This window comes from Streptomyces sp. Edi2, from assembly GCF_040253635.1.
GTDB lineage: Bacteria > Actinomycetota > Actinomycetes > Streptomycetales > Streptomycetaceae > Streptomyces.
The window spans coordinates 4225497-4248304 of sequence record NZ_JBEJGX010000003.1; the positions used below are offsets into that span (position 1 = coordinate 4225497).

The window sequence follows — 22808 nt, forward strand, 5'->3', positions numbered from 1 at the left end:
CGGGGACGGAGCGGATAGGGGCAGGATGCCGGTCAGGTGCCGGTCAAGGAAATGATCAGGGACCCGGCCGGGCGGCGCAGCCGTACCGGCGGATCGCGGCGCCGGTCAGGCCACGGCCCGCCCGGCGGGCTCCACCGAGAGCTGATCGCCGTCCACGTCCACCCGCACGGTGTCCCCGTCCAGCACCTCGCCCGCCAGGATGGCGCGGGCGAGCGGGTCGCCGATGGCCGTCTGGATCAGCCGGCGCAGCGGCCGGGCGCCGTAGGACAGGTCCGGCGCGGGGGCGTCGATGACCGGCTCTCCCCCTAGCCCTGGCGGGCTGGGAGGTGCCCCCAGCCCCAGCCAGGCGAGCCAGGTCAGGGCGCGGTCGGTGACGTCCAGGGTCAGCCGGCGGTCGCCGAGGCGGCGCTGCAGGTGGTCGAGCTGGATCCGGGCGATCCGCTGGAGCTGGTCGGTGCCGAGCGGGTGGAAGACCACCACGTCGTCGAGCCGGTTGAGGAATTCGGGCCGGAAGGCGGCCCGCACCGTCTCCAGCACCTTCTCCTTCTTCTGGTCCTCCTTGAGCAGGGGGTCCATCAGGAAGGCGGAGCCGAGGTTGGAGGTCAGGATGAGGATGGTGTTGCGGAAGTCGACCGTGCGGCCCTGGCCGTCGGTGAGCCGGCCGTCGTCGAGCACCTGCAGCAGGATGTCGAAGACGTCGTGGTGCGCCTTCTCGACCTCGTCCAGCAGGACGACGGAGTACGGGCGGCGGCGGACCGCCTCGGTGAGCTGGCCGCCCTCCTCGTAGCCGACGTAGCCGGGCGGCGCGCCGACCAGCCGCGCCACGCTGTGCTTCTCGCCGTACTCCGACATGTCGATCCGGACCATCGCCCGCTCGTCGTCGAAGAGGAAGTCCGCGAGCGCCTTGGCCAGCTCGGTCTTGCCGACACCGGTCGGGCCGAGGAAGAGGAAGGAGCCGGTGGGGCGGTCCGGGTCGGCGATGCCGGCGCGGGTGCGGCGGACGGCGTCGGAGACCGACCGTACGGCCTCGGTCTGGCCGATCAGGCGCTTGCCGAGCTCTTCCTCCATGCGCAGGAGCTTCTGGGTCTCGCCCTCCAGCAGCCGGCCGGCCGGGATGCCGGTCCAGGCGCCGACCACATCCGCGATGTCGTCGGGACCGACCTCCTCCTTGACCATGGACTCCTTGGACGCCTCCTGCTCGGCCTCGGCGGCGGCCGCCTCCTCCAGCTCCTGCTCGACGCCCGGGATCTCGCCGTAGAGCAGCTTGGAAGCGGTATCGAAGTCGCCGTCGCGCTGGGCACGCTCCGCCTGGCCGCGCAGCTCGTCGAGCTTTTCCTTGAGCGCACCGACCCGGTTGAGGCTTTCCTTCTCCTTCTCCCAGCGGGCGGTCAGACCGCGCAGCTCCTCCTCCTTGTCGGCGAGGTCCTTGCGCAGCTTCTCCAGCCGCTGGAGGGAGCCGGCGTCGGTCTCGTTGCGCAGCGCCAGCTCCTCCATCTTGAGACGGTCCACGGCGCGCTGGAGCTCGTCGATCTCCACCGGGGAGGAGTCGATCTCCATACGGAGCCGGGAGGCGGCCTCGTCGACCAGGTCGATGGCCTTGTCGGGCAGGAACCGGGAGGTGATGTAGCGGTCGGAGAGGGAGGCGGCGGCGACCAGCGCGGAGTCCGCGATCTGCACCTTGTGGTGGGCCTCGTAGCGGCCCTTGAGCCCGCGCAGGATGGCCACCGTGTCCTCGACGGTCGGCTCGGCGACCAGCACCTGCTGGAAGCGCCGCTCCAGCGCCGGGTCCTTCTCGATCCGCTCGCGGTACTCGTCCAGCGTCGTCGCGCCGACCATCCGCAGCTCGCCACGGGCCAGCATCGGCTTGAGCATGTTGCCGGCGTCCATCGCGGAGTCGCCGCCCGCGCCCGCGCCGACGACCGTGTGCAGCTCGTCGATGAAGGTGATGATCTGGCCCTCGCTGGACTTGATCTCCGCCAGGACGGTCTTCAGCCGCTCCTCGAACTCGCCGCGGTACTTGGCGCCCGCGACCATCGCCCCCAGGTCGAGCGCGACCAGCCGCTTGTTGCGCAGCGACTCTGGCACATCGCCCTTGACGATCCGCTGCGCCAGCCCCTCGACGACGGCGGTCTTGCCGACGCCCGGCTCGCCGATCAGCACGGGGTTGTTCTTGGTACGGCGGGAGAGCACCTGCACCACGCGCCGGATCTCGTGGTCCCGGCCGATGACCGGGTCGAGCTTGCCCTCGCGGGCGGCCGCCGTGAAGTCCGTGCCGAACTTCTCCAGCGCCTTGTACGTGCCCTCCGGGTCGGCGTTGGTCACCCGCTGCCCGCCCCGGCTCGCCTCGAAGGCGGCCAGCAGCTTCTTGGCGCTCGCGCCCTGGTCGGCCAGCAGCTCACCGGTGCGCCCGCCCTTGGCGGCGATCCCGATGAGCAGGTGCTCGGTGGAGACATAGGCGTCACCGAGCTCCTTGGCGCGCTGGGTGGCGTCGGCGATGGCGGAGAGCAGATCGCGGTCCGGCTGCGGCGGCGCGACCGTCGAGCCCTGCACGCTCGGCAGCCCGGCGAGCTGCCGCTCGGCGCCGTTGCGCAGCACGGCGGCGTCCGCCTCGACGGCGGACAGCAGGTCCATGATGTTCTCGTTGTCCTGCCCGGCCAGCAGCGCGAGCAGGAGATGCGCGGACGTCATGTCCGCATGCCCGGCGGTGACCGCCCGCTCATTGGCGGCGCTCAGCGCCTCCCGGCTCTTGTTGGTCAGCTCGGCGTCCACGTCCTCGCGATCCTCCTCGACTCGTCCTCAACAGCGTCTTCGCCCAGTCTGGCCCCGTCGGGGGCCGGGCTCCCGGGGAAATCCTGCTCATACCAACGTGCGATAAGTTGAGTCTAGTGCACTCAAGGTTGTTTCGGGAGCCGCCCACCTCGACTCTCGCTCACTCGTGCGAGGGAATCGTGGCCGATCGCGCCCGCCCGCCCCCGGCGCCCGGCGACGCTGGCCTTCGACCACAAGGAGGTGCAGCATGACGGCTATGGCACACGAGCCGATGCCCACGCAGGACGACATCCTCCTGGAAGGCTTTCTGGCGCTGGAGACCCCGACGGGTTTCCGGGCCGAGCTCATCGAGGGGGAGATCGCTGTGACATCGCCGCCGGATGGCGACCACGAGGACTACGTGAGCCTCGTCTTCGAACAGGTGATGCAATCGTCAGCGACGGCCATGCAGTTTTCGGGACACAAAGGACTCGTCCTCTCCCACGCGGCGGGCCAGCCCGCGGACCATGTGGTCCCCGACGCCACCATCGCCCCACGCGCGCTGCGTCTGTTCCGCGGCGCCCCTCCCTGGATGCCCAGCGACGGCGTTGCCATGGTCGTCGAGGTGACGTCGAGCAAGCCCCACAAGGACCGCGTCGCCAAGCGCCACGGCTACGCCCGCTCCGGCATTCCGCTCTATCTCCTGGTCGACCGCGACAAGTCGGCGGTCACCCTGTTCAGCGAGCCGGAGGGCGAGGACTACCTCACCACCCACATCGCCCCCTTCGGCAAACCCCTCCCCCTCCCCGCCCCCTTCTCCTTCGAGCTGGAAACCACCGACTTCCTCTGACCCCCGGGCCCCGGCCTACCCTTGCTCCCATGGCCCATGACCTCAGCTCCCTCAGCCCGGAGTACCTCGCCTTCTGGGGCGAGTACCTGATGCCGACGCTCACCACGCTGCGTACGGACGGGACGCCGCACGTCGTCCCGGTAGGCGTCACCTACGACGCCGGGCAGCGGATCGCGCGGATCATCACCCGCAAGGACAGCGCCAAGGTCAAGAACATCGTCGCCGCCGGAGCGGACGGCGCCACCGTCGCCGTGTGCCAGGTCGACAAGGGGCGCTGGGCGACCCTGGAGGGCATCGCCCGGGTGCGTACGGACGCCGAGTCGGTGGCCGACGCGGTGCGCCGGTACGCCGAGCGCTACGGCCGGACGCCGACACCCAACCCCGATCGCGTCATGATCGAGATCGCGGTGACCAAGGCGATGGGGCGCGCCTGAGCGCCGTCCCGCCGCCCTCTCCCGCCGGGTGCCCGCCCCCTGTCCTGCAGGGTTCACGTCGTCCTGCCGCACACCCGCCCCTGGCCGAAAACGGACCTTCCCGCTCCGCCGCCGGCCGTCCACCTGGTACTCAGGAGCGACGGGAACCGAACAGCTCCGTGCAATGACGGACGGCATCGGGCCTGCCCCAGGCAAAAGACGGCAGCTGGAGGCCGCATGGCGTCGGCAGTGCGCATCGTGACGACCGCTCCGGGCCGTGCGTCCCCCGGGCGTCCGTCCCCCACCCGGCCGCACCCGTACGCCGAGCTCTGCCCGCGCTGCGGCGGCCAACTGGCCGTCAGCCAGGACGGCTGGAAGATCTGCCACGCCTGCGGTTACGCTTCGCCGCCCGGTACAGCCCCTCCTCCACGGGCCGTCCGCGGGGGTATCGTCGCCCCCACAGTCGCCACGCCCCGGAGGGCACGATGAACTCGGTCCGAGTGACGGCGATCGCCTGCCTGATGCCGCTGTCCGAGCTGGACGAGGATCCGTTCCTGGTCGACGACCGCGGCCAGCACGACATGTGCACACAGTGGGCGGCAGCCCGTGACTACCACCTGACCTGCCGGCTCAGCCTGCACCACCTGCGCGCCGATCACGGCGCACTGTGGCGCGATGTCGAAGCGGGCCTGGTGGATGTGTTCGTGGCGCCCAACCGCCGGGCACTGGAGAACGCCATCGACGGCACCGCCGAGTTCACCGCACGGTGCGCCGAGGCCGGGGTGCGCCTGGAGACCACCGACCTCGACGAGCCCGTCTACACCCTGGCGATGAAGTCGCATGTGCACCGCCGGCTGTCGATGCCGACGGCGGGGTACAGCGGCTGCTGAGCGGACGCGGCCGTACGCGGGCGGCACACCACGACACCCCGCACACCACGTCGCCCCACACACCGCACACCGCGCGCAAAACGCGACAAGGGCCGGGTTTCCCCGGCCCTTTGCCACCTCATGCGCCGGGTGCCCGTGCCCCGGCCTGCCGGATCACTCCGGCCGCTTGGGCCGCCACACCACCAGCGCGCTGGTCTGCTGCACGTCGTGATACGGCACCAGATCCCGCCGGTAGGAGGCGTGCACCGCCGCTTCCCGCTGCTGCATCGCGCTGGCCGCGCCCTCCAGGGCGCCCTGCAGTTCGACGACCCGCTGCTGCAGGGCCGCGACCTGGTTCTCCAGCTCGATGATGCGCTTGATACCGGCGAGGTTGATGCCCTCGTCCTGGGACAACTGCTGCACCGTACGGAGCAGTTCGATGTCCCGGGCCGAATAGCGGCGGCCCCGCCCGGGCGTGCGGTCGGGCGAGACCAGTCCCAGCCGGTCGTACTGCCGAAGGGTCTGCGGATGCAGTCCGGAGAGCTGAGCCGCGACGGAGATGACATACACCGGCGACTCTTCGGTCAGTTCATACGGGTTACGACGCTGCCCGCCCCGGCTGTCCATCTCAAGCTCCCTTCGCGGCCTGGAACAGCTCTGCCCGCGGGTCCGGGCCCGCGGTCGCCTCGCGATAGGACTCCAGCGACTCCTTCGCCTTGCCGCTGAGGTCGCTCGGGACCAGCACCTCTATGGTGACCAGCAGATCACCCCGGGTGCCGTCCTTACGGGTCGCGCCCTTGCCCCGGGCACGCATGGTGCGTCCGTTGGGGGTGCCGGCCGGCAGCTTCAGTGTCACCGGCGGGCCGCCCAGCGTCGGCACCTTGACCTCACCACCGAGCGCGGCCTCCGGGAAGGTGACCGGCACCGTGACGGTGAGGTTGTCGCCCTTGCGGCCGAAGACCGGGTGGGCGTCGACATGCACGACCACATACAGATCGCCGGCCGGGCCGCCCTGCTCGCCCGGAGCGCCCTTGCCGCGCAGCCGGATGCGCTGACTGTCGGAGACGCCCGCGGGGATCCGGACCTGCATCGTGCGGGCACTGGTCGCCCGGCCGCTGCCCTTGCAGACCTCGCAGGGGTCCTGGGCGATCAGGCCCCGGCCCTTGCAGTCGGCGCACGGGTCGGTGAGCGAGAAGCCACCGCCCGCGCCCCGGCTGACCTGGCCGGTGCCGACACAGGTCGGACAGACCCGCGGCGTACCGTTCTTGTCGCCGGTGCCCGAACACGCCTTGCACGGCGCCTGACTGGACATCCGCAGCGGGACCGTGGCCCCGTCGACCGCCTCGGTGAAGCTGAGCGTCACCTCGGACTCGATGTCCTGGCCGCGGCGCGCGTGGGTACGCGTACCGGCGCCGCCGCGGTTGAACAGGCCGCCGAAGACGTCCCCGAGCCCGCCGCCGAAGCCGCCGCCCCCGCTCCCCTGACCGGGCGTGCCCCCGAAGAGGTCACCCAGGTCGAAGTTGAAGGAGCCGCCGCCGCCCGGACCCGGCCGGTAGCCGCCGTTGCCGAACAGCGTGCGCGCTTCGTCGTACTCCTTGCGGCGCTTGGTGTCGCCCAGGACGTCGTGGGCCTCGGAGATCTCCTTGAAGCGCTCCTCGGCCTTGGCGTCGCCCTTGTTGGCGTCCGGGTGGAACTCCCGGGCGAGCTTGCGGTACGCCTTCTTGATCTCCGCTTCGGTGGCGTCCTTCGGGACGCCGAGGACCTTGTAGTAGTCCTTCTCGACGAAGTCCTTGGTGCTCATCCCCGACGTCCCTCCTCCCGCACGGATTTACTCTCTGTCCTCACGTCAGCCCTCGTCCGGGCCACCGCTCTCCTCGTCCGAAGCCTTGGGGTCCTCGTCGGAGGCGGACTTGGCGCCCTGGGCACCCGGCTGCGGCTCGGCGACGGCGACCCGCGCGGGGCGGATCGTTCGTTCACCGATGCGATACCCGGGCTGCAGGATCGCCACGCACGTCGTCTCGGTGACATCCGGTGCGTACGAATGCATCAGTGCCTCGTGGATCGTCGGGTCGAAGGGCTCGCCCTCCTTGCCGAACTGCTGCAGACCCAGCTTGGCGACCACGGTCTCCATCGATTCGGCCACCGACTTGAAGCCGCCGACCAGTTCACCGTGCTCACGGGCACGGCCGATGTCGTCGAGGGTGGGAAGGAGCTCGGACAGGAGGTTCGCCGCGGCGATCTCCTTGACCGTGACCCGGTCCCGTTCCACCCGACGGCGGTAGTTCTGGTACTCCGCCTGGAGCCGCTGGAGGTCCGCCGTGCGCTCGTTGAGCGCCGTACGTACCTGGTCCAGCTGCGCCTGGAGCGCTACGTCCGTTACGTCCCCGGCCGGGGCCGAGCCCGCCTTGTCGGCGGACTCGGCCTGCGCCGCGTCTTCGGGAGCGGCGTCGGAAGGGACGTCGGGCTTCTCGTCGAAGCCCGGGGTCTCCTCCGTCACGCGGCACCGTCCTTCTTGGGCTTCTCGTCGTCGACGATCTCGGCGTCCACCACGTCGTCCTCGGCCTTGGCCTGCTCGGCGCCCTCGGCACCCGCGGCGCCCTCGGCACCGGCCGCACCCTGGGCGTCGGCGTACATGGCCTGGCCCAGCTTCTGGGAGACGGCCGCGACCTTCTCGGTGGCGGTGCGGATCTCGGCGGTGTCCTCGCCCTTGAGCTTTTCCTTCAGCTCGGTGAGGGCTTCCTCGACCTCGGTCTTGACCTCGCCGGGGACCTTCTCCTCGTTGTCCTTGAGGAACTTCTCGGTCTGGTAGACGAGCTGTTCGGCCTGGTTACGGGTCTCGGCGGCCTCGCGGCGCTTGGTGTCCTCGTCCGCGTACTGCTCGGCCTCCTGGCGCATCCGGTCGACCTCGTCCTTCGGCAGCGAGGAGCCGCCGGTGACGGTCATCTTCTGCTCCTTGCCCGTGCCCAGGTCCTTCGCGGTCACGTGCATGATGCCGTTGGCGTCGATGTCGAAGGAGACCTCGATCTGCGGGACGCCACGGGGCGCCGGCGGCAGACCGGTCAGCTCGAACATCCCGAGCTTCTTGTTGTACGCCGCGATCTCGCGCTCGCCCTGGTAGACCTGGATCTGCACGGACGGCTGGTTGTCCTCGGCCGTCGTGAAGATCTCGGACCGCTTGGTCGGGATCGTGGTGTTGCGCTCGATGAGCTTGGTCATGATGCCGCCCTTGGTCTCGATACCGAGGGACAGCGGGGTGACGTCCAGCAGGAGGACGTCCTTGACCTCACCCTTGAGCACACCGGCCTGGAGGGTGGCGCCGATGGCGACGACCTCGTCCGGGTTGACGCCCTTGTTGGCGTCCTTGCCGCCGGTCAGCTCCTTGACGAGCTCGGCGACGGCGGGCATACGGGTGGAGCCGCCGACCAGGACCACGTGGTCGATCTCGGACAGGTTGATACCCGCGTCCTTGATCACGTTGTGGAACGGCGTCTTGCAGCGGTCCAGGAGGTCCGAGGTGAGCTGCTGGAACTGCGAGCGCGTGAGCTTCTCGTCCAGGTGCAGCGGGCCCTCGGCGGAGGCGGTGATGTAGGGAAGGTTGATCGTCGTCTCGGTGGAGGACGACAGCTCGATCTTCGCCTTCTCGGCGGCCTCGCGCAGACGCTGCAGCGCCATCTTGTCCTTGGCCAGGTCGACGCCGTGGCCGTTCTGGAACTGCTTGACCAGGTAGTCGACGACGCGCTGGTCCCAGTCGTCACCACCGAGGTGGTTGTCACCGTTGGTGGCCTTCACCTCGACGACGCCGTCGCCGATCTCCAGGAGCGAGACGTCGAAGGTGCCGCCACCGAGGTCGAAGACCAGAATGGTCTGGTCGTCCTTCTCCAGGCCGTAGGCCAGGGCCGCCGCGGTGGGCTCGTTGACGATGCGCAGGACGTTGAGGCCCGCGATCTCACCGGCCTCCTTGGTGGCCTGGCGCTCGGAGTCGTTGAAGTAGGCCGGAACGGTGATGACCGCGTCGACGACCTTCTCTCCGAGGTACGACTCGGCGTCGCGCTTGAGCTTCTGCAGGATGAAGGCGCTCATCTGCTGCGGGTTGAAGCCCTTGCCGTCGATGTCGATCTTCCAGTCGGTGCCCATGTGACGCTTGACCGACCGGATGGTCCTGTCGACGTTGGTGACCGCCTGACGCTTGGCGACCTCGCCGACCAGCACCTCGCCGTTCTTGGCGAAGGCGACAACGGACGGCGTGGTCCTGGCGCCCTCGGCGTTGGTGATGACGGTGGGCTCACCGCCTTCGAGAACACTGACGACGGAGTTCGTCGTGCCCAGGTCGATGCCGACCGCACGTGCCATTTCAATTCCTCCAGCTGACTTGAGTGGAACAGGCTCAAGAGTGCAGTACCGAGGAAAACCTGTCAACAGACCTGAGTCTGGTGGACTCAAGTTTTATGTCGCTCTTATCGTCACCAGGCTTCGGGGCCCAAGACGCCGGGGGTGTACACAGGGTTGCCTTCGCGACGCAGATCACCGGCCGGGCGGCTTCATGGCGCGGGGGAGAATGGGTAACCTCAGCGGCAGACCAAAAAAGTTACCGCTTAGTAGTTACTCCGTTTCCGCTCTCGCAGGTACGAGGAGCCTCCCATGCAACTCGCCGCGATCATCGTGTCGCTGGTGCTCATCGCGGTCGCCGTGGCGCTGTTCGGCCGCGCCCTCCTGCAGATCTACCGCCAGATGCGACTGGGCCAGCCGGTGCCCGCAGGCACCCGCACCGACGCTCCCGTCCAGCGGACCGTGACGGTGGCCAGGGAGTTCGTCGGCCACACGCGTATGAACCGCTGGGGCGTCGTCGGTGTCGCGCACTGGTTCGTGGCGGTGGGCTTCCTCACCCTGCTGCTGACGATCGTCAACGCCATCGGCCAGCTCTTCCAGGCCGACTGGCTGATCCCGGTCATCGGCGACTGGCTGCCGTGGGAGATGTACGTCGAGGCGATGGGCACGCTGACGACCGTCGGCATCATCGTCCTGATCGTCATCCGCCAGCTGAGCCGCCCCGGCAACGCGGGCCGCAAGTCCCGCTTCGCGGGCTCCAACACCGGCCAGGCGTACTTCGTCGAGTCCGTCATCCTCATCGTCGGCATCTGCATCGTGACGCTGCACGCCCTGGAGGGCGCCCTGCACGGCGTCGACCACTACGAGCCGGCGTACTTCCTCTCGTACCCGCTGGTCGCGGCCTTCAAGGGGATGAGCCTCGGCACCCTGCAGAACCTCACCTACTTCTTCGCCGGCCTCAAGATCGCGACCTCCTTCATCTGGATGATCACGGTCTCGCTGAAGACGGACATGGGTGTCGCCTGGCACCGCTTCCTGGCCTTCCCCAACATCTGGTTCAAGCGCGAGGCGGACGGCGCCGTCGCGCTCGGCGCACTGCAGCCGATGACCAGCGCGGGCAAGCCGATCGACTTCGAGGACCCGGGCGAGGACGACCAGTTCGGCGTCTCCCAGGTCGAGCACTTCTCCTGGAAGGGCCTGCTCGACTTCTCCACCTGCACCGAGTGCGGCCGCTGCCAGTCGCAGTGCCCCGCCTGGAACACCGGCAAGCCGCTCTCCCCCAAGCTCCTGATCATGTCGCTGCGCGATCACGCGCACGCCAAGGCGCCGTACCTGCTCGCGGGCGGCGGCAAGGACGAAGAGGGCAACGAGAAGGCGACCGCCGAGCAGCTGGCCGGCGTGCCCGCGGCCGCGCTGGCCGAGGCCGAGCGCCCGCTGATCGGCACCGCCGAGGAGAACGGCGTCATCGACCCCGACGTCCTGTGGTCCTGCACCACCTGCGGCGCCTGTGTCGAGCAGTGCCCGGTCGACATCGAGCACATCGACCACATCGTCGACATGCGCCGCTACCAGGTCATGATCGAGTCCTCGTTCCCGTCCGAGGCGGGCACGATGCTCAAGAACCTGGAGAAGAAGGGCAACCCCTGGGGGCTGGCCAAGAAGCAGCGGCTGGCCTGGACCAAGGAGGTCGACTTCGAGATCCCGGTCGTCGGCCAGGACATCGAGGACCTGACCGAGGTCGAATACCTCTACTGGGTCGGCTGCGCCGGCGCCCTGGAGGACCGCGCCAAGAAGACCACCAAGGCCTTCGCGGAGCTGCTGCACATCGCGGGCGTGAAGTTCGCGATCATGGGCGGCGACGAGAAGTGCACCGGTGACTCCCCGCGCCGTCTGGGCAACGAATTCCTCTTCCAGCAGCTCGGCGCGGAGAACGTCGCGACGCTGAACGCGGCATTCGGTGAGGACGACGAGGACGAGTCGACCAAGAAGCCGAAGGCGTCGAAGAAGATCGTCGCGACCTGTCCGCACTGCTTCAACACCATCGCGAACGAGTACCCCCAGCTGGGCGGCGAGTACGAGGTCATCCACCACACCCAGCTGCTCCAGCACCTGGTGGACGAGGGCAAGCTCACCCCCGTCACCCCGGTCGAGGGTCTGATCACCTACCACGACCCCTGCTACCTGGGCCGCCACAACAAGGTCTACACCCCGCCGCGCGAGATCATCGCCAAGGTGCCGGGCCTGCGGAACGAGGAGATGCACCGCCACAAGGAGCGCGGCTTCTGCTGTGGCGCCGGCGGTGCCCGGATGTGGATGGAAGAGCGCATCGGCAAGCGCATCAACAACGAGCGCGTCGACGAGGCCCTGTCGCTCAACCCCGACATCGTCTCGACGGCCTGCCCGTTCTGCCTGGTCATGCTCACCGACTCGGTCAACGGCAAGAAGAACGACGGCAAGGCGAAGGAATCCATCCAGGTCGTCGACGTGGCCCAGCTGCTGCTGGACTCCGTCAAGACCCCCGTCGACCCGGCGGGCGACGAGGAGACCGAGGATGCGCCGGAGCCGGAACCGGTGAAGTAACCGCGCGCACCAGCGCGTTGACCGACGGCCGGCCCCCTGCTCTGCACGGGGCCGGCCGTCGGCGGTTCCGTACCGCGGGCGCGGACGGGCAGGGCAGGACGGCGGGCACCCCGGGTACACCGGGCCGCGGACGACGACACGGCACGGCACGGCACGGCACCACACGAAACAACAACAGCGGTACGGACGGGGTGGGGACGGAATGCGCAGACGGATCGCCACGGCAGCGGGGCTCGGGCTGGCCCTCCTTCTCGGCTCCTGCGGCCTGCTCTCCCCCTCCGGCGACACGCGCCGCGCCGCGCCCCACCGCGCCTCGTCGCTGCCGGCCGCGCGCCCCGTCCCGGCCGGCCGGGGCAGCAAGACCGCCGGCGACTTCAACGGCGACGGCCACCCCGATCTCGTCCTCGACAGCCTGCTCGCGGCCGCGGGCGGGCGCGACGACGACCCGGGCATCGGCATCCTCTACGGCTCCGCGCACGGACTCGCCCCGGCCACCAGGGAATTGCTGACCCCGGCCCGGAACGCCGCCCGCACCGGCACGGCCGTCCCCGCCGCCTTCGACGCCGAGGCCGTCTGCGACCTCGACCGGGACGGCTTCAGCGATCTCGTCGTCACCACCGACCCGCCCTACGACGGCGTGGGCCGCCCGCCCGTCCCCGTCCAGCTGCTCTTCGGCTCGCCCCGGGGCCTCGGCTCCGCCCGGGCGGTGAAGCTCCGCATCCCCGACCGGGCGCGGTTCGGCAACGAATGGCCCGACCAGCCGGTCTGCGGCGACTTCGACGGCGATGGCGCATCCGACCTGGCCGTCACCGCCTCCGGCTCCCGGATCAGCTACCTGAAGGGGCCGTTCACCCGCACCGGCGCCCCCGCGGCGGCCGGCGCCCCGCTCCCCGTCCCCGGCACCGCCCTGGCCGCCCCCGGGCCCCTCGCGCCGTCTCCCGACATCGACCACGACGGCGCCGACGACCTTCTCGTACGCTCCGCCGGCCCCGGCCGCCGCGCCCGCAGCCGCCTCGCCCTCGGCGGCCCCCGGGGCCCGCTCAGGGCCGGCCCGGCCGCCTACCCGCCCGGCTACGCCACGGCCTTCGGGCGCTTCGCCGGGGCCGGGCGGGGGGTGACCTCCGTCACCGTCGACACCGGCGGTGAGCTGTCCGTCGGCGGCCGCCCCGGCAAGATCCGTACGGGTACCGGCGGGGTTCCCACCCTCGCCGCCGCCGATGCGGACCACGACGGCCACCCGGATCTTGTGATCGGCGGCACCCGCCCCGCCCTGCTGAGCGGCACCGCGAACGGGCTCTCCGCCACCGCCCGCCGCCTCCCCGTGCCCCGCCTCCCCGGCACCGGGCGCCCGTACTCCACGGTTCTCGCCCTCACCGACTTCGACGGCGACCACCGCGCCGACCTCGTCCTGTTCACCCGGCGCGGCCGCACCCACGACAGGGTGACGGTCCTCCCCGGCGGCCCGTCAGGCCTCGCCGCGCGACCCGTCCTCTCCTTCACCACGGCGGACTTCACGGCTTCCTGACGCCCCGTCGGCAGATTGTGGTCCGTGGCTAATACACTTGCCCGGCGCCGGAACGCATCCGAGCATGACGCCATGAACACAGACACGGGCAGGGACACGGCTGACGATCCGGGCGCCCCGACGCGCTCCGCACCGGGAGAGACGCCGCCCGCCCCGCCCGTCACGGTCCGGCTCGCCCTCCCCACCGACGCCCCCGCGATCGCGGCCGTCCACCAGGCGTCACGGCAGGCCACCATGCCCTACCTGCCGCCCCAGCGCCGTACCCACGACGAGGTCACCCGCTGGATCCGGGAGATCGTGCTGCCGCAGTGTCACACCTTCGTCGCCACCCGTGGCCCCGAGCTCCTGGGCTACGCGGCCGTACAGGGCGACCTGCTCGACCAGCTCTACCTCCGTCCGGACGTCCGGCGGCGCGGCATCGGCACCCTCCTCCTCGCCGCGGCGCGGCGGCACCGCCCCGACGGCCTGCACCTGCACGTCTTCCAACTCAACACCGGAGCAAGGGCGTTCTACGCCCACCACGGTTTCCGGGTCGTGGCCGTCGACGACGGCAGCGGCAACATGGAGAACCTGCCGGACCTCACCCTCCGCTGGACCCCGGTCCCGGGCCCGCGGGTCCCTCGGGGAACCCCTTAGTGGATGCCGCCCGGGCCCACCGGAGACCAAGGAGACGCCCCCTAAGGGATGTCACAGGTCAGATGCAAACCGGCGCCCGATCCCCCTGCCCGGCCACCCCGCCCCCGCAGACCAGGTACTTTCGACTATGTGGCTGGATTCAGGATGGGTCGCGGACGGGACACCCGCCCCGCGCAGAACGGACAGCAGGGGCACCAGGGGCAGCAGGCGCCGTACGGGCAGCAAGCACCGTACGGGCAGCAGCCCCCGCCGCCGCACGGGCAGTGGCAGCAGCAGGCACCGCAGCAGTACGGCGGGCCGCAGGGGCAGCCACAACCGCACGGGCAGCACGGTGAGCCCGAGTACTTCGGCGACGGGGGCTACCCGCCCCCGCAGCAGGCCTACGCGCCGTACTCGAACGACAACAACCCCGGCCACACCCAGCAGTTCAGCGTCGGCGACACCCCGGACGCCTACGGCCCGCCCCCGGCCGGGTACGACAACGGCGCCGACGGTGCGTACGCGGACGGCGGCACCTACCGCGCCGGCCAGACCACCGCGCCGCCGTCCGGCCCCCGGCTGGACTGGAAGCAGCTGCTGTCCGGCATCGTGCTGCGCCCCGATCCCACGTTCTGGCAGATGCGTGACCACGCGGTGTGGGCCCCGGCACTGATCGTCGCCTTCGTCTACGGCCTGCTCGCGGTCTTCGGCTTCGACAAGGCCCGCGAGGATGTGCTGAACGCCACCCTCTCCAACAGCATCCCGTGGGTGGGGATCACCGCCGCGATGTTCATCATCGGCAGCCTGATCCTGGGCGCGGTCACCCACACCCTGGCCCGCCAGCTCGGCGGCGACGGCCCCTGGCAGCCGACCATCGGCCTGGCCATGCTGATCATGACGATCTCGGACGCGCCCCGGCTGCTCTTCGCGATGTTCCTCGGCGGCGACAGCACGCTGGTCCAGGTCCTGGGCTGGCTGACCTGGCTCGCCGGCGGCTACCTGCTGACCTCCATGGTGAGCAAGACGCACGATCTGCCGTGGCCCAAGGCCCTCGGCGCCTCGTCGATCCAGCTGGTCGCCCTGCTCGCCCTGCTGAAGCTCGGCACCCTGTAAACGCCGCACCGGCCACAGCAAGGGGCCCGCTCCGGAGCACCATTCTCCGGGGCGGGCCCCTTGCCGTACTACGGGCCGCACGGCGTACGACGGCCGCTCGCTGTGGACGACGGGCCGCTCGCCGTACTACGGGGGCCCCACTCGTCCCGCGGCCTCAGGCTCCCTCAGGCCCTCTCAGGCTCCCTGCGTGAACCGCTGCCCCGCCGACCCGTCACACCCCTGCAACCGCAGCGCATCCTTCGCCGCGCCCAGCGTCAGGCAGAGCGACGGCGCGGCGGCGGGCCGGATCGTGCCGCCGCCGTCCCGTACGAACTGCTGGTTGGCCGCGCCCGAGCAGTTCCACAGCACCAGGCCTGCGCCGACCCGGTACTGCGCGCCCGGCACGTCCAGGCACCGGTCCTGCGTCAGCCCCACGTGCACCGCCCGCTGCTCCTCGTCGTACCACCAGTCCTGGTTGCGCTGGCCGTGGCAGTCCCAGCCGCCGACCGCCGTCCCGTTACGGCTGGATGCGCCGGCCGCGTCCACGCAGCTGCCCGTACCGGCGTTCCGCAGCGGCCGGTACCTCTCGTCCCAGGCCCCCGCGTACAGCTTCGGCTGCCCGGTGCTCGCGGGATCGGCGCAGGAGGCCTCGCGCAGCCCCGTGTCGTACAGCTGGGTCAGACACGACGCGAACGCGCGGTGCCCGCGGGCGTTGGGATGGAACGACTGCCGCACCGAATTCGAGTCCGGCGGGATGGGGTTGGTGAGATTCACATACAGCCCACGGGCCCAGGTGTCCTCCATGCACACCTCGTGCCCGTGGAACAGCCGCGAGGCGTCGAGGTAGCTCGCCCCCGCCTCCCGTGCGGCCTTCCGCATCCCCTTCTCGAAGGCCGGCACGGCGGCATTGCGCCCCCAGCCCGCGTCGGAGGTGTAGCCCGTGCAGCCGCCCGGCAGCTTCCCCGGGTAGTGCGGGTTGTCCTCGACATCCGGCCCGATCGGACTCGGATACGACATCACCACGAGCCGGTAGTCCCCGTCCGCATAGCCCGCGTCCCGCATCACGGTCCGCAGATCGCCGACCGTCCGCTCGACCTTCGGCACCAGCCCGTCGACCCGCGCCTGCCAGCCCGGCTGGTATTTCGGCTCACAGGTGCCCTGCAGCGTGAACCAGCGCACCACGCAGTCCGTCATCACCGGCCCGAACTGCAGATCGTCATTGGCACCGGCGACCAGCAGCACCATCTTCAGCCGGGTGTTACGGGCCGCGATGGCGAGCGCGTCGCTCTGCACCGGTTCATCGGCGTACTGCTTGCTGCCGCCGATCACGATGTTGCCGGTGCCCGCGCCCGAGCAGGCCGCGTTGTACGTCACATCCGCCGCGATACCGGTCCGGTGGATCGCCGAGTCCGGCGACCGGTGACACCAGTTCGCCGGCCCGTCCGTGCCCGGCTCGTACGTCCCGACGCCCTCCCCCGAGATCTCACTGTCCCCCAGCGAGATCAACGAGGTCTTCCGCTCCCCGAGGGGCCGCACGGCCGGATCCCCGTAGAGGGTGGCCGCCTCCCGCGCCCGGATCTTCTCCAGCTCCGGCGCCAACGGCTTGGCGGCCGCGGCGCCGGTCCCGGCCGACGCCGGGCGTGCTGCCGTGCCGGTGCCGGTGGCGGCACTCGCCCCGCCCGCTGCCCCGCAGAACACCACGGCCAACGCCGCGACCGAGACCGTCACGCCGCCTCTCAGCCGTCGCCCGCGTAACGCCCACTGCCCGCGTAACGCCCACCGCCCACGTCTCGCACGCACCATGGGGCCTCCCCTCCGGTCTGCTGTTACCGCGGGTTGTACTCGCAGGTAGGACAGCAGCGGAACACCCGGAACGGGATTGGCCGAAACCAGCGCAGGGCAACGCACCCGGCCGACCGGGCACACCTGGCCCGCCCGACCGCCAACTCCCTTACCGGGGAGGGTAATCGGTGATCGCGCGATCGGCCCCGGGTCGAGCGGGTCGCCGGGGTCGAGCCGTCCGGAGCGCCCGGGCCGAATCGCCCGGGTCGCCCGAGTCGGGTCAACAGGCTCGGGTCAACGGGCTCAGGTCAACCGGGTCGAGCGGGTCGACCGGGTCGGGCCCGGCCCGGCGCCTCAGGCGTCGAGAACCTGCCCCTCACGCCGCACCACCGGCGGCTCGACGCTCCACGGGAAGTTGATCCACTCGTCCGTGCGCTTCCACACGTACTCGCACTTCACCAGCGACTGCGACTTCTCGTAGATCACCGCGCTGCGGACCTCCGCCACGGTCCCCTGGCAGAAGTCATGCACCAGCTTCAGCGTCTTACCGGTGTCGGCGACGTCATCGGCGATCAGCACCTTCTTCTCCGAGAAGTCGATCGCATTCGGCACCGGCGCCAGCATGACCGGCATCTCCAGAGTGGTCCCCACCCCGGTGTAGAACTCCACATTCACCAGGTGGATGTTCTTGCAGTCCAGCGCGTACGCCAGACCTCCCGCGACAAAGACCCCGCCACGGGCGATCGACAGCACGACATCGGGCTCGTACCCGTCATCGGCAATCGTCTGCGCCAGCTCGCGGATCGCCCCACCGAACCGCTCGTACGTCAGGTTCTCCCGCACGTCACTCACGTATCTCTCTCAGACCTTCCGTGTGCACACCCTCTGCCACGCGCCCGCCCTGTCGAGCGCGCCCCCCACACCGGAGCGGCTGTGTCATACCTGCGTCCGGTGAAAGTTCTTGAACGACCGGGACGGCGTAGGACCGCGCTGCCCCTGGTAGCGGGAGCCGTACTTCTCACTGCCGTACGGGTGCTCGGCCGGCGAGGTCAGCCGGAACATACACAGCTGCCCGATCTTCATCCCGGGCCACAGCTTGATCGGCAGCGTGGCGACATTGCTCAGCTCCAGCGTCACGTGCCCGCTGAACCCCGGGTCGATGAAGCCGGCGGTCGAATGCGTCAGCAGCCCCAGCCGCCCCAGCGAGCTCTTGCCCTCCAGCCGGGACGCCAGGTCGTCGGGCAGCGTGATGACCTCGTACGTCGAGGCCAGCACGAACTCACCCGGGTGCAGGATGAACGCCTCATCGCCCTCGGGCACGACCTCGCGCGTCAGGTCGGTCTGCTCGATGGCGGGGTCGATGTGCGGATAGCGGTGATTCTCGAACACCCGGAAATAGCGGTCCAGCCGCACGTCGATGCTGGACGGCTGCACCATCGACTCTTCATAGGGGTCGATGCGTACCCGACCAGCGTCGATCTCGGCCCGGATGTCCTTGTCTGAGAGAAGCACGCAGACGAGGATACGCGCCCGTCCGGCCACCCTCGCACGACGAGGGCCCGGCTCCCCACCTGGGAAGCCGGGCCCTGCCCACTCCTCGTCGCGCTTGCTCTGCCGCCGCCCCGCTCACGGGGCGGCGCAGCTCTTTCCTGTCTTCTTGATCGCTACCGCTTGGCGTGCTCGACGGGCACCGAGTGCCGCAGCCGAGCACAGCGCGGGCAGCGCAACAGCCGTCCGGGGCCGAGCCGGTCGGTGGTCTGCATCGGGAACGAAGCGGTGCTGAACACGTGGCCCTCGGCACAACGTACGACGGTGCGCTCCATCAAGTCCCTCTCCCAACTGCGTGGACAACAAAAGCCACATTAGGGGATGAACTGGGCGCCCTCACACGCGGCACTCCGAGGCCCCACCGTACGCCCCAACTCCCGCACCGGGCACCCGCATCCCACCCAGCAGGACACCCGCACCCCACCCAGGAAACACCCACACCCCACACCCGACACACCGCCCCCAACGCCCCCACACTCCACCCGGCGCACGCCCCCGCACACCACGCCCGGGCACGCCAAATGCACCGCGAGGCGGCAATGGGGTAGAGTGTGCGACGATGTTCCGCCCTCAAGCCGAGGCGGAATTGCGCGGGTGTAGTTTAATGGTAGAACATGAGCTTCCCAAGCTCAGAGCGCGGGTTCGATTCCCGTCACCCGCTCCATACGGAAGCCCCAGATCAATGGCCTGGGGCTTGTTTGTCGTCTAGACCATTTTTAGGCTGCGTGCCATTCGCGTGCCATAACGCACCGATTACCGCGCCGAATTGGCGCCCGCAACCCCCTCTGCAGCGACTTGATCGTCCGTCATCTCGAATCGCGAGACGCGATCTACGTGGCCTCCGTCACATACCGCTGGGTGGCCTGCAACGATGCACCTGCGAATAGCCACGGCCGAGACCGTTCTGCACCGTCTGCGGTTGAACGCATGCCATCGAGCGTCGAGCGCCCTCTGGTTGCGCGAGAACTGCGAAAGTCCAGGTGCGCTGTCAGTGCACGGCTCTAGCGTGCGGCCATGACCTTCACGTACGTGCCGCCGGTCCCTGCGGAGCAGATCCGCCAGCTGCCCACCAGAGACGTCGCGCTCCTCCTCCTGCAGCACCTCACGGACAGCAACAGCCGACATCTTCAGTTCGGCGGGCTGGTCAATTCGGCACGCCAGGCTTTCCAGAGCGAGCCCGATGAAGACGCACTACTGGACGGGCTTGCGGACGCTTGGACGTGGCTGGAGTCACGCGCCCTGCTGTCACGAGACCACACGCAGTCCGACGCCTTCCGACGAGTCTCTCGGGAGGGCAAGGAGCTGGCGGAGGACCCGGCCGGGATAGTTCAGTTCGAAGCTCGCGAACGGCTGTCGGGGCCGCTGCATCCCCACCTCGAAGGGACGGTTCGCACCACCTTCAACCTCGGAGACTACGAGCTGGCCTGCTTCGGCGCGATGAAGGCAGTGGAAGTGGCCGTGCGGGACGCCTCCGGTCTCGACAATTCCCTGGTCGGAGTGAAGCTGATGCGTGCCGCGTTCCAGCCACACCAGAACGGCAAGGCCGGTGGCGTGCTCGCTGATGCCGGAGCAGAGGGCGGCGAGCAGGAAGCAGCCTCGGCCCTGTTCGCCGGCGCCATGGGTGCGTATAAGAACCCCTCAAGCCATCGCACCATCGACTTTGACGACCCGATCGAGGCCGCCGAGATCATTCAGTTCGCGGACCTACTGCTACGACAGGTCGAGCGGGCCAAGCGTCGCCAATCCGGGAAATCCCAGTAGGCGCTGGCCCACAGGTCATTCAACTGTGCCTTCGGTGTCACAGAACAGAGGCGGGTGCGACAAGGGCCAGGCCGACGTGTCGTCAGCCCGGCGAAGATCCCGTCTACACCAGTACGGGGTCTCCCAGAATTCCGCGGAGGACCGTACCTGCGGATGGCGAGGCTTCGGCTACCTGCCTCAGCGCTTCGCCCTTGAGGTACCGGTAGCTCTGTGGCGGGTGGAAGGTCCCAGCGGCACGCAGAGCGCTGAGCGGCACTGGCTCCTCGAAGGGCTGCGGCTCTTCGAGAGTCAGTCCGCTGGCCTGAGTGGCACCGCTCATGTACTCGTCGAACTCCCTTCGACTGATGCCAGTTTGGCTCCGGTGCGCGCTCCACACCTCCCTCGGGGAGCCGACCTTGACCGCAGCGATGCGCGCCAACCCCACCAATGCCATCGTGGGGGCGGTGGCGTAGAGGACGACGGTGGTGCCGGGCGGTGCGGCGACGCGCTGTCGGCGCACCTCGACCGTCTTGCTGCCCGCCAGGATCGCAGTGGCGAAGCGGGGGTGTACGGACAGCAGCATCGCGCGGTCCAGATCGTTCACGTCCTTCGGTGTCCCTCTTCGTAGACCGCCTGGAACAGCCTGTTGCTGATCTTCGACAGCGACATCAGCGAAAACTGTAGTCCCAGGCCCTGAGCCAGTGACTTCAATCGCCGCAGCGGCACCGTCCTCGGAAAGATCTCGGTATCCGAAAACCTCAAGGCCATCGCACGGCCTGAAGCATCGCCGCGGGCGATTGCGCGCACCTGCTCCCGACCATATACGCCCAGGTGTTCGAATTTCGAGTGGAGGGCATCCGGTGCGTCGATCACGACCTCGTCCAACTGCGAGCATCCGATGACCATTTGACCCTCCTCGTAGGAGGAGCCCCTGCTGACGTACCAGAGCAGGCGCGCCGGGACGCTCTCGCCACGGCGCCCGGAGGAACGGTAGTAGACGTGTTCCCTGCTGATCCCCAGTTCATCGGGGCGTGGCAGCAGCGTCGCAGGGGTGTTGAACAGCTCGGTGGACCAGCGGGGTTCGATCGGCACCAGGAAGGACGGCATCAGGGAGTCCACGACCTTCGCCGGCCACCAGGCGCGCTCGACGAAGCCGGCCACCTCGGCTGGCAATCCGGCTTCGAGTGCCGCTTCCTCACGCCCCAGCTCACGGGCCGCCTCACCGGCGACGACTGCCACCTCTTGGGCGGTCCCGCAGACGTCGACCAGCAGGGACGCCAGCCTGCCATCGTGCTCGAAGAAGCCGTCATCACCCGCCGCCGTCTTGGTGGCGGGCGACGGGAAAGCATCGGTGACTCGTACAGCTTGGGCCCCGCACTCCCGCCCGAGACGTTTCATTGAGAACAGCAGCTGCCGCGCGAGAGTCTCTTCCAGGGGGTGCGCCGCGGTCCGCAGCACCGGCACACTCAGTGTGCGCCCATCCATCGCCCATGCGTAGAGCGCGACCGGGCGGCCTTGCCCGTCACGAAGCAGTTCGCGGTTCCACACGACCGTGTCCGCAGCCAAGGCTTGCAGCCGCTTGGCGAAGGCCGAGCCTCTGTCGTCCCCTGTCTGGTCGAAGAATGCGACGAGTTCGGCCTCTGCCCCGGGCGAGACCTTACTGGCGCGGAACTCCGTGCCCATGAGGTCGGCCGGCCGGTACATCTGCGCCTGTCGCAACTCGTCCACGTGCAGCGTCACCGCCGACGGTGCCACCACCTTGACCCTGGCGACGCTCCAGGCAACATCAGCCAGTTGCATCAGCAGTGGATCCCGGGTGACAAGAACTTGCAGGCCGGCGCACGAGGTCTCGGCCACGTACTGCAGGCGTGGCAGCAGCTCGGAGTCGGCGGGCAGGTCGTGAACCTTGGACGTCCGGGCCGCCTCCAGCAACTCGTGACAACGTGATGCCACCGCCTCGGCATCCGGGATGACCCGACGCAACCCGTGGGAGGCAGCCCTCTGATGCTTGCGCTCCGCCGTGTCGGCGATGGCCCGCAGATCGTGCAGAAGTTGCGGCGTGAAGGCGATTTCGATGAGGTCAGCCAACCAGCCGGCCTCAAGAGCCTGTGACTGTGCCGCTTCGCTCGCCGGTGACCGCCCCCGCAGATCGGCGAACACGCCGTGGTCCACGGTCACGACCAAGAGCGCTTCGCTTTCCACATCGGCGAAGAGGTCCGGGTGGCCGTGGTCGAGCCACCACCCGTCCAGGGTCTCCCCGTCCTGTCCGCGTCCACGCACCTCCCCTTGCGGAACGAAGCCCAGGCTCGTCCACATATCGCTGAGCCCGTAGTCACGGCGGCACTTCGCCTTGATCCCCAGCCGATCCGAATGCCTGCGCCGGATCTCCTCGACCAGCAGCCGTGCCGCGCCCTTCCCGCGGTGTTCCTTCGCGATGCACAAGTGGGCGAGCCGGACATGGGGGCTCCGCTTCGGGAGCCCGAAGAGCGCGTACCCGACCACCTCGCCCTCGTCGACCGCGACGAGCAGCCCGCCGTCGCTCGCGTGCTTGCGGTACGCGGGTGGCGTGAGCAACCCGAGCGTCTTGGTGTAGCGGTCGCCCAAGGCCACGGCTGCATCGATTAACTCGGCTTGTGTCTCCGTCACAGGCAGGATCTTGATCGCCATGAGTCCCCCTCCGAATGAACTTGCCACTGGCCAGTTCGGCTCTCGTGTCAGTA

At 69.5% G+C, this 22808-nt stretch carries 19 protein-coding genes and 1 tRNA gene; 9 read left to right on the plus strand and 11 right to left on the minus strand.

All coding sequences use genetic code 11. From position 1 onward, the window contains the following. Nucleotides 1–105: 105 nt before the first annotated feature. Nucleotides 106–2769 (minus strand): ATP-dependent chaperone ClpB, encoded by a 2664-nt coding sequence (gene clpB / locus ABR737_RS21945; protein ID WP_350251818.1) that lies wholly within the window; start codon nucleotides 2767–2769, stop codon nucleotides 106–108. A 256-nt stretch (nucleotides 2770–3025) separates the two neighbouring features. On the opposite strand from clpB, the gene ABR737_RS21950 reads away from it, so the two are divergent. The 3 genes from ABR737_RS21950 to ABR737_RS21960 all read left to right on the plus strand — a co-directional run bounded on the left by ABR737_RS21950 (nucleotide 3026) and on the right by ABR737_RS21960 (nucleotide 4901). Further along, nucleotides 3026–3598, plus strand: coding sequence for a Uma2 family endonuclease (locus ABR737_RS21950; RefSeq protein ID WP_350256883.1), 573 nt, complete (start codon nucleotides 3026–3028; stop codon nucleotides 3596–3598). 29 nt (nucleotides 3599–3627) lie between these two features. After that, nucleotides 3628–4032, plus strand: coding sequence for a pyridoxamine 5'-phosphate oxidase family protein (locus tag ABR737_RS21955; protein ID WP_350251819.1), 405 nt, complete (start codon nucleotides 3628–3630; stop codon nucleotides 4030–4032). A 464-nt stretch (nucleotides 4033–4496) separates the two neighbouring features. Beyond that, nucleotides 4497–4901, plus strand: coding sequence for a hypothetical protein (locus tag ABR737_RS21960; RefSeq protein ID WP_350251820.1), 405 nt, complete (start codon nucleotides 4497–4499; stop codon nucleotides 4899–4901). A gap of 153 nt (nucleotides 4902–5054) precedes the next feature. Here ABR737_RS21960 and ABR737_RS21965 read toward each other — a convergent pair whose 3' ends face one another. From ABR737_RS21965 to dnaK, 4 genes are read right to left on the minus strand one after another with little or no spacing between them, the layout of a single operon-like run. Further along, entirely contained in the window at nucleotides 5055–5507 is a 453-nt protein-coding gene (locus ABR737_RS21965; RefSeq protein WP_088798603.1) for a heat shock protein transcriptional repressor HspR, read from the minus strand. 1 nt (nucleotide 5508) lies between these two features. Further along, nucleotides 5509–6681, minus strand: coding sequence for a molecular chaperone DnaJ (gene dnaJ, locus ABR737_RS21970; RefSeq protein ID WP_350251821.1), 1173 nt, complete (start codon nucleotides 6679–6681; stop codon nucleotides 5509–5511). A 45-nt stretch (nucleotides 6682–6726) separates the two neighbouring features. Further along, a complete protein-coding gene (gene grpE / locus ABR737_RS21975) occupies nucleotides 6727–7377 on the minus strand; it encodes a nucleotide exchange factor GrpE (protein ID WP_311626398.1) in 651 nt (216 codons plus the stop codon). Beyond that, nucleotides 7374–9230, minus strand: a complete 1857-nt coding sequence (dnaK, locus tag ABR737_RS21980) for a molecular chaperone DnaK (protein WP_159744689.1) — start codon at nucleotides 9228–9230, stop codon at nucleotides 7374–7376. Before dnaK ends, grpE begins: the two co-directional genes overlap by 4 nt. A 288-nt stretch (nucleotides 9231–9518) precedes the next feature. Between dnaK and ABR737_RS21985 the strand changes: the two genes are divergently transcribed. The 4 genes from ABR737_RS21985 to ABR737_RS22000 all read left to right on the plus strand — a co-directional run bounded on the left by ABR737_RS21985 (nucleotide 9519) and on the right by ABR737_RS22000 (nucleotide 15039). Further along, nucleotides 9519–11786, plus strand: a complete 2268-nt coding sequence (locus ABR737_RS21985; RefSeq protein ID WP_350251822.1) for a heterodisulfide reductase-related iron-sulfur binding cluster — start codon at nucleotides 9519–9521, stop codon at nucleotides 11784–11786. Between the two features lie 202 nt (nucleotides 11787–11988). Then, entirely contained in the window at nucleotides 11989–13311 is a 1323-nt protein-coding gene (locus tag ABR737_RS21990) for an FG-GAP repeat domain-containing protein (protein WP_350251823.1), read from the plus strand. Between the two features lie 72 nt (nucleotides 13312–13383). After that, nucleotides 13384–13947, plus strand: a complete 564-nt coding sequence (locus ABR737_RS21995) for a GNAT family N-acetyltransferase (protein WP_350251824.1) — start codon at nucleotides 13384–13386, stop codon at nucleotides 13945–13947. A 144-nt stretch (nucleotides 13948–14091) separates the two neighbouring features. Continuing rightward, a complete protein-coding gene (locus tag ABR737_RS22000) occupies nucleotides 14092–15039 on the plus strand; it encodes a Yip1 family protein (RefSeq protein WP_350256884.1) in 948 nt (315 codons plus the stop codon). A gap of 174 nt (nucleotides 15040–15213) precedes the next feature. Here ABR737_RS22000 and ABR737_RS22005 read toward each other — a convergent pair whose 3' ends face one another. The 4 genes from ABR737_RS22005 to ABR737_RS22020 all read right to left on the minus strand — a co-directional run bounded on the left by ABR737_RS22005 (nucleotide 15214) and on the right by ABR737_RS22020 (nucleotide 18623). Further along, on the minus strand, nucleotides 15214–16821 hold the full coding sequence (locus ABR737_RS22005; RefSeq protein WP_502964353.1) for a ricin-type beta-trefoil lectin domain protein: 1608 nt from the start codon (nucleotides 16819–16821) through the stop codon (nucleotides 15214–15216). 333 nt (nucleotides 16822–17154) lie between these two features. Continuing rightward, a complete protein-coding gene (locus tag ABR737_RS22010) occupies nucleotides 17155–17652 on the minus strand; it encodes a phosphoribosyltransferase (protein ID WP_328385929.1) in 498 nt (165 codons plus the stop codon). 84 nt (nucleotides 17653–17736) lie between these two features. Continuing rightward, nucleotides 17737–18312 (minus strand): dCTP deaminase, encoded by a 576-nt coding sequence (gene dcd / locus ABR737_RS22015; RefSeq protein ID WP_129295524.1) that lies wholly within the window; start codon nucleotides 18310–18312, stop codon nucleotides 17737–17739. Between the two features lie 152 nt (nucleotides 18313–18464). Next, on the minus strand, nucleotides 18465–18623 hold the full coding sequence (locus ABR737_RS22020; RefSeq protein ID WP_016573140.1) for a hypothetical protein: 159 nt from the start codon (nucleotides 18621–18623) through the stop codon (nucleotides 18465–18467). Nucleotides 18624–18938: 315 nt separating this feature from the next. On the opposite strand from ABR737_RS22020, the gene ABR737_RS22025 reads away from it, so the two are divergent. Both ABR737_RS22025 and ABR737_RS22030 read left to right on the plus strand, forming a co-directional pair. Then, nucleotides 18939–19012 (plus strand) — tRNA-Gly (locus ABR737_RS22025). A 350-nt stretch (nucleotides 19013–19362) separates the two neighbouring features. Further along, nucleotides 19363–20109 carry a TIGR02391 family protein gene (locus ABR737_RS22030; RefSeq protein WP_329128292.1) on the plus strand — a complete coding sequence of 249 codons (747 nt, stop codon included), beginning with the start codon at nucleotides 19363–19365 and terminating at the stop codon, nucleotides 20107–20109. Between the two features lie 103 nt (nucleotides 20110–20212). Here the strand turns inward: ABR737_RS22030 and ABR737_RS22035 are convergent, their stop codons facing one another. Both ABR737_RS22035 and ABR737_RS22040 read right to left on the minus strand, forming a co-directional pair. Beyond that, nucleotides 20213–20692, minus strand: coding sequence for an ASCH domain-containing protein (locus ABR737_RS22035; RefSeq protein ID WP_350251826.1), 480 nt, complete (start codon nucleotides 20690–20692; stop codon nucleotides 20213–20215). Next, complete coding sequence (locus ABR737_RS22040; protein WP_350251827.1) at nucleotides 20689–22755, minus strand: GNAT family N-acetyltransferase; 2067 nt, start codon at nucleotides 22753–22755, stop codon at nucleotides 20689–20691. Before ABR737_RS22040 ends, ABR737_RS22035 begins: the two co-directional genes overlap by 4 nt. Between the last annotated feature and the right edge of the window lie 53 nt (nucleotides 22756–22808).